11 protein-coding genes and 1 pseudogene are annotated in these 6,664 nt (G+C 35.1%); 8 read left to right on the top strand and 4 right to left on the bottom strand.

Annotated elements, in window-relative coordinates; translation table 11 throughout:
- Positions 1 to 338: 338 nt before the first annotated feature.
- A complete protein-coding gene (locus BN200_RS05805) occupies positions 339 to 956 on the bottom strand; it encodes a LexA family transcriptional regulator (RefSeq protein ID WP_019221605.1) in 618 nt (205 codons plus the stop codon).
- 83 nt (positions 957 to 1,039) lie between these two features.
- Here BN200_RS05805 and BN200_RS05800 point away from each other — a divergent pair, with 83 nt between their 5' ends.
- Together BN200_RS05800 and BN200_RS05795 are read left to right on the top strand one after the other, a co-directional pair.
- The gene (locus tag BN200_RS05800; RefSeq protein WP_019221604.1) at positions 1,040 to 1,378 is read left to right on the top strand and encodes a hypothetical protein; all 339 of its coding nucleotides are present in this window, start codon (positions 1,040 to 1,042) and stop codon (positions 1,376 to 1,378) included.
- 17 nt (positions 1,379 to 1,395) lie between these two features.
- A complete protein-coding gene (locus BN200_RS05795) occupies positions 1,396 to 1,776 on the top strand; it encodes a hypothetical protein (RefSeq protein ID WP_019221603.1) in 381 nt (126 codons plus the stop codon).
- A gap of 48 nt (positions 1,777 to 1,824) precedes the next feature.
- On the opposite strand, the gene BN200_RS05790 is transcribed toward BN200_RS05795, so the two are convergent.
- Positions 1,825 to 2,421 carry a hypothetical protein gene (locus BN200_RS05790; RefSeq protein WP_019221602.1) on the bottom strand — a complete coding sequence of 199 codons (597 nt, stop codon included), beginning with the start codon at positions 2,419 to 2,421 and terminating at the stop codon, positions 1,825 to 1,827.
- A gap of 66 nt (positions 2,422 to 2,487) precedes the next feature.
- Between BN200_RS05790 and BN200_RS05785 the strand changes: the two genes are divergently transcribed.
- The 6 genes and pseudogenes from BN200_RS05785 (at position 2,488) to BN200_RS09705 (ending at position 5,926) form a co-directional block, all read left to right on the top strand.
- On the top strand, positions 2,488 to 2,958 hold the full coding sequence (locus BN200_RS05785) for a crossover junction endodeoxyribonuclease RuvC (protein ID WP_034989189.1): 471 nt from the start codon (positions 2,488 to 2,490) through the stop codon (positions 2,956 to 2,958).
- Entirely contained in the window at positions 2,948 to 4,033 is a 1,086-nt protein-coding gene (locus tag BN200_RS05780; protein ID WP_019221600.1) for a DUF1376 domain-containing protein, read from the top strand. The genes BN200_RS05785 and BN200_RS05780 overlap by 11 nt, the downstream gene beginning before the upstream one ends.
- Positions 4,014 to 4,445 (top strand): hypothetical protein, encoded by a 432-nt coding sequence (locus tag BN200_RS05775; RefSeq protein ID WP_019221599.1) that lies wholly within the window; start codon positions 4,014 to 4,016, stop codon positions 4,443 to 4,445. The genes BN200_RS05780 and BN200_RS05775 overlap by 20 nt, the downstream gene beginning before the upstream one ends.
- A gap of 83 nt (positions 4,446 to 4,528) precedes the next feature.
- Positions 4,529 to 4,900 (top strand): hypothetical protein, encoded by a 372-nt coding sequence (locus BN200_RS05770; protein ID WP_154645982.1) that lies wholly within the window; start codon positions 4,529 to 4,531, stop codon positions 4,898 to 4,900.
- Between the two features lie 226 nt (positions 4,901 to 5,126).
- Complete coding sequence (locus BN200_RS05765; RefSeq protein WP_019221597.1) at positions 5,127 to 5,429, top strand: hypothetical protein; 303 nt, start codon at positions 5,127 to 5,129, stop codon at positions 5,427 to 5,429.
- Positions 5,416 to 5,926: pseudogene (locus BN200_RS09705) on the top strand (hypothetical protein). Before BN200_RS05765 ends, BN200_RS09705 begins: the two are co-directional and overlap by 14 nt.
- Positions 5,927 to 5,963: 37 nt before the next feature.
- Here BN200_RS09705 and BN200_RS05755 read toward each other — a convergent pair.
- Positions 5,964 to 6,269: a BrnA antitoxin family protein gene (locus BN200_RS05755; protein WP_019221595.1), complete on the bottom strand. Its 306-nt coding sequence runs from the start codon at positions 6,267 to 6,269 to the stop codon at positions 5,964 to 5,966.
- Positions 6,247 to 6,546 (bottom strand): BrnT family toxin, encoded by a 300-nt coding sequence (locus BN200_RS05750; protein WP_019221594.1) that lies wholly within the window; start codon positions 6,544 to 6,546, stop codon positions 6,247 to 6,249. The genes BN200_RS05755 and BN200_RS05750 overlap by 23 nt, the downstream gene beginning before the upstream one ends.
- Positions 6,547 to 6,664: the final 118 nt, after the last annotated feature.

Genomic DNA, 6,664 nt, shown 5'->3' with positions numbered 1-6,664 from the left:
GGCTTGCATCAAGTGGTCCAGACTCTGCAATGTTTTGATCTTTTTCGTAGGCAACTAATAAAATTTCATTGGAATTAATAAGAATTGGCTTTTCCATGATTTCCCCTCCCCAACGCCTCTAGGCGATTGTTTGTGTTAATTCATGGATATATTAGTACATTATGTGCGAATTATAGTCAAGTACAAATTGTACTATTTTTTTAGAAAAATAAAAAAATGACGAATCATTGCCTAATTTAAGAATCAGTAAGCATGCGGTTTCTTGATAAGAATCAATAATCCGCTATGACTTGTTAATGACATCTAGTTGATAACTTAAACAGAGAACCGTATTGAACTTACATGTCAAGGATAGTACGTCGTACACGACCTATTATAGAGATAGCGCCTTCAAATTTTGGAGCTTTTATTGTTTTGTCGTATGAAGCAGGCTGAAAAGGAGGGTCATCATTAGGTCTGTATCGTTTATATGTTGCCTGCCCAGTTTCATCTGCAATTACATAGCAGGCATTAGGTACAAGTTTTTTGTCTCGCATATTTACAAATATTATAGAATCTGGAGGGCTAATTTTATTCATAGATGCACCATCCACACGCAAAGCAATCCATTCACCAGCAGGAAGGTTAACAGCTTCTGTCATAGGGTAATCTGAAAAATCCATTATCCCATCTTGCTCACTTAACTCTCCTGCACTAATCCATGAAATAAGAGGAATGCTTATATTGAGGCTAGGATTCTCTTGAGGAGATTCGCCATATAAAATCCACCCCGGATCAACGTTAAATACTTGTCCATAGAGCTCGGCTTTTTGGCGCGAAACAGGACGATTTCCATTTTCGTGACTAATGAGAGTATTTTGATTAAGAGCTGGTATAGCGCGTGCCGCTTCACTTGGTGTTGCATACCCAGCATTTTTACGCGCTATTTTAAGTCTATCTTTTGGCAAATAAGTCATTCGTACATTATCCACTATTTTTTTCATTCATTGTGTACGATTTTATCTTGATTTGAAATTGTACGTAATGTACTATTTATTTCATGGTTAATAATCTTTATGTCAAAAATTTGATTGAATCTTGGGGATCTATACGTCAATTTGCAAAAGAAATTGGATGTAGCTACGAAGCTGCGCGTAAAATGCGTGACCGTAATAGTATTTCTCCAAAATACTGGAATACAATTATCCAGTTGTCTAAATCCAAAGGTCTATCTTGGGTTACACTAGATTGGTTTCTCCATAATTATGGAAATAAATACCATAGGGATATTCATCCAATGATAAAATCGAAAAAAGATATGCTCCATCTAATAGAGAAATTTAGTGCTTCTAATCCTACAGATAATAACGAGCACCAGCAGCATCATTCACACTCTTAAGAAGAGAGGAAATAAAGATGGAAAATTTCGCGATGATTATTGTGCTTTTTATTGCCAATATAATCATGTTTCTTGTTTTTCTTTACTTTTATAAAAAAATGCAAAGCTCTACAAATGTTTTGCGAAGTCCATATTATACTTTTCACATTTTAGAAGATTCAACAAAAGAAATGGATTTTCCAGACGGTAGCACAATTATTTTTCATGATTCTGATTGGAACTTTTCTCTTGATGAAAATAATAATTTAATAGCCAAAAGCGCTTTAGGACCATCATTGTCTATAAAGGCATATAGTGATGCATATAGTTTCAAAAAGCGTTTCATAGATAATTTGCAGAAATACAATCAGTCTACACATTTAGTACAGCGAGATGGGGGAAAAACTATCAACTTATAAGAGAAAGTAAGTAACTTTGATTACTTTTAGTTACATGAAATTAAAATATTAGTCATCACAAAAGGAACCAAGATAAAAATTAGGTTTAAGTGTTTTGGTCGGATAATTTGGAGAAGTGTGTTCTACAATGATATTTATAGGTTGTACCTCAGATGGATTGCACATTGCAAAAATAAGTAAAAATGTCAGTTCGCTTTCACCCCCAATACTAAACAAGTCGTACCATTCATTTTGGATTGGGTTTAGCTTAGGATTTACCAAGTTGACGTGGTTTTCTTGCGTTTTAATGAAGATGTCTTCTGTTTGTTTATGCAATTCTAAGTTGGATTTAGGATATGAGACATGAACAAATTGAAAGGGGCTCTTTTTATCTATCCATATATAATTCAATCTAATCATCTGTTTTGTAGGATTATAGAAGGTTACGTATAAATGAACTAATGATCCTGCGACTATCCTAAACTCTCTGTTCTTTGATGGAATAACACTATCGCGTCTTGGTTGGGAAACAAGTTTCAGTTCTAATTTAGCTCCTAGCTTTCGCTCTTCCTGCTCTTTGTATTTAGTATAAATTGAAAAAATTGTGTGCACAAAATCAATGATAATAGAAGAAATAGAAAATAATTTAGATGTTACTTGAAGCATTTCCCCCCCTCATTTCAAAAATAATAAACGTCGAATAACTTTGTAAAATGTTTAATGGAATTTAAAATGACTAACACGATTCTCTGTCTTGATCTAGGAACGAAGATGGGATGGGCGATGTGTGGAGGGGATGGTAGCATATTTAGTGGTACCGTTGATTTTAAATCACGCCGTTTTGAAGGCGGTGGGATGCGTTATCTGCGCTTTAAGAGATGGCTTACAGATATAAAGCAGACAGCAGACGGCATTGACGCGGTGTATTTTGAAGAAGTGAGGCGTCATAATGGTACTGATGCAGCGCATATTTACGGTGACTTGTTATCAATCTTAACGGCATGGTGTGAACATCATCAGATACCGTATGAAGGCATTCCAGTTGGTACGATTAAGAAAGAAACAACCGGTAAAGGAAATGCCTCAAAAGAAGAAATGATTAAAGCGGTGTGTGCAAAAGGGCACGCGCCTAAAGATGACAACGAAGCAGATGCTTTGGCAATTTTATATTTAAAGAAAGAAGGGGGTACACATGTCCAGTAAAATACCATGGACGAGACTTAATACAGATCAGTGGCTATTTAAACTTTCTGATTTACCACCTATGGAAGTCAATGTTTATGTGAAGTTGCGAATAAGAATGTTACACACGCGTGAACCTCTTTTGAATGATTCACGAGTATTATCTCATTTTACTTGTTGTACAGTAAAAAGATTTGAAAAGGCGTTAGATTATTTATTTAGATCTGGGCACATCATTTCTTTAGAAGATGGTCGTTTGTGGAGTCCAGATGTTGAGGAAGAACTCAATAACTCAAATGAAAATATAAATAAATTTTCAGAGAGAGCACAGAAGGCAGCGCAAGCAAAATGGGCAAAACATCATAAAGAAAAAACAATTAGCGATGATCAAAATGCTAAGCATGATGCTAAAGCAATGCTTAATGATGCTAAGCATGATGCTAATGATATGCTTAAGCATGCTACAAGCAATGCTAATGCAATGCTTAATGATGCCATTAACAATAACAATAACATATATAATAAAAAAACTAATACTATCGTATTAGCAAAAAAAGAAATTGGTTCTGAAGATTTAGAAACAACCGATTTGGTTGACGAGCCAATCGAGTGTGGTGATGTTGAGAGCCAATCAGAACAAATCGCAACATCATCAGAAAACCAACCTCCCATTCACGAGCAAGAAAGCGTTCCTAAGAAAGCCAAGCAGGTTAACACTGATCGAGGTTGTCGATTGCCTGCGGATTTTGAACCCGATTATGATTTTGCCATTGCAGAGGGCTTGCCTCCAGAGCGTATCAAAATCGAAATCGCAAAGTTTCGAGATTTTTGGAAAGCCAAAGCAGGCAAGGACGCACGCAAAACAGATTGGCAAGCAACATGGCGTAACTGGGTAAGAAAAAAAATTGAAGATTTAGAGAAAGAAAAAAACACAAACAACAATGGTGGAAACAATGGAAATTACTCTCAAAGACAAAAAAGCAATGGAGAAATCATTGCAGAACGCATCAAAGATTTCGCAGATAGAGGTTTTTTTAACACAAGCTTTAAAGCATGTGAACCAAGGATTTCCAACAATGCTGAAACTTGGATATGAGATGACCGTACAGGAAGAGCAGAATACCCTTAAAGCTTGCCTACAGTTAGAGGAATTAGTGTCTAGAAAAGTTTCTGCTGATGAGATTTCTTTTGCTTTTCGTTTGCTTTCTTCTGGAATGAAAACCCCCAAAGATATGGATCATGATTTTTCTGCTCTTTTCTACGGCATGGCTCTTGAAAGTGTTTCATCTGTAATCCTACAAGAATCCATCAAACGGATTGCACGTGGTGAAGTAGAAGAAATATCCAAAGTATTCATGCCAAGTGCTTCGGAGCTTGCGTCATATTGCAAAAAATTAGAATTAGACCTTTTGGCAAAAGCCAAGATTATTTGCAAAGCTATCATGAATACAAACAAAAGAGAAAATGTTGTTTTACTTAACCAAACCAAAGCAATAAGCTTAAAATAGGTGATTATATGGAAAATTTAAAACAAAAACCAAATGAAGAAAAAATCATCAAGTTTTTCATGAACAATTCATGGGAAAAACTGATGCGTGTAAACGAAGAAAATGCACTTGAAGCTTGCCTATGGCTTCACAGACTTATTGCCGTAAAAGCTTCCAATGATGATATCATTAACACCTTTCGCTTATTCTCTTGTGGTGGCTTTCAAATGCGAAAAGATATGGATTGTGATACGTCTGCTCAAGCTTATCAAACTGAACTCAAAGGTGTTTCCTTGTTGATTTTGAAAGAGGCTTTAAAACGCATTTTACAGGGCAAAGTAGAAGGCATGTCTAAAAAATTTATTCCAAGAGCATCAGATTTTTCTGAATATTGCGAAGAGCTTGAAAAAGATCTGCTTTCACGAGCTAAAACTCTTCATGAACTCATAACAGGCGAATTCAGAATAGATTACTAAAAAACAGCAAAATAGTGAAAAGTGCTGATCGTTTTGAGATTAGATGTGTGTTTAAATTGACAAAATAATACCGTACAAGGCGATTTAAAGATTTTATGATGAAAACCACATCTGTAATATAAAACGCTCTGTACAGTCAAATTTGAGATAAATAAACCCATAGGTAAAGTTAGGATTAAAGCATGCCCATTTTAAAAATTTATCTTTAATAAACCGTAAACAGCCCATGCAAAAAAAGTTCGTAGCAACGGCTGTTGGATATGTTCCATGGGGAGATGGAGCAGCAGAGTATTTTTACAACCTCTACAAATATGAAGATGGGAGGAGAGAGTACGAGGAATTCGATGGTGGTCAATATTACAAAACACCAAAGAATGCGGATTTCAGTACCAAGGCGCAAGTGAAAGCGTGGATATACGGTGGCAACTTACCAAAAAGCATTTTGAATTGTGAAGCGTTGATCGATGAAATCAACAAAGAAATTAAAAAATTATCAAAAGCCGCAGGAAATGAACATGTTTACAGATAAGCAGATAAAAGCTTTGTTTGGTATTATAACTTTTATATTTTTTAGGAATTAAAAAAAATCCCTATTTTATTCAAAGTATTTTGATATTTGCATCTTTTGGTTTGATAATAATAACAAACATTTTTGTAATTTTATGCAATTCTCATATTCCTTTTGAATTACAAAATAATCCAAAATATAAACATGATGATACAACGGGTTGGGTGATCCTAACACATGATTTACAACAATATATGCACAAACTTTTAAAGATAATAATTTTAGCGCTTGTCGTTTTAATTTTTCCAAATAGTTATGAAAAAGCTGTTTCTTTGCCTGTCACTTCTAAGCACGTGGAACATCAATTTTCTTTTTCATTGGATACCGTATTTGGGTATTTAGACATTGCACTTTGGTACTATTTTTTATGCTGTGTATTGTTTCTTATGTTTCGTACACGCAGTTTAATAAACATATCCATCTACACACTACAGTCTTGTACTAAAAACCAAAAGTAAAATTCCCAATTTATAAGACTGTATATTAGTAGATTACTTATCGCATTGAACGAAGCATGGCATCACGTAAAATGGCGTTAATTCGCGTTTGATAGCCTTTCCCTTGACTTTTAAGCCAAGCTAGCACGTCTGAATCCACACGCACTGTTGTGACAGTCTTCGTTGGTTTATAAAATGGATTGCGAACGGCGTTTTTCCAGAACGCATCACCAAGTGGTGGAATATCACTATGATCAATTGCACTCTCCGGCATTGCTGCGAGTTCATCAATTTCAACCCTCTGTTTATTCGTCAAAGGTGATAAATGGCCTACATCAATTTCATAACGAACTTTCTTCTTCATAACGTTTCCTCTCTTTCAAATTAGCGCGCCGTGCTGAAATAATACGGATAACCTCTATGCCATCTTTATCGTCACGGACAGTATGCGCTACAAGCAACAATAAAAAACCATCTACAAGTCCTAAAGTTTGCCAACGATATTCTCCGTTTTCAATACGGTCTTGTTTAACCATGGCAAATGGGTCGGCAAAAACACGAGCAGCTATTTCAAAACTTACACGGTGTTTTTTAAGATTACTTTTTGCTTTAACTTCATCCCATTCAAATCTTATTTTCATATCTCATGTTAATACATTTATGTATGTATATCAAGAGTTTTAAATAACCACTGAATTTTTCATGTTTTATGCACAATTAATATAATGCAATACTTTAAAAAACTGTGTTTAATAAACT

The organism is Bartonella senegalensis OS02, assembly GCF_000312545.1.
In the GTDB taxonomy this organism is placed as follows: Bacteria; Pseudomonadota; Alphaproteobacteria; order Rhizobiales; family Rhizobiaceae; genus Bartonella; species Bartonella senegalensis.
The sequence above is the reverse complement of the archived record's forward strand: the minus strand, read 5'-3'. Positions and strand labels throughout refer to the sequence as shown.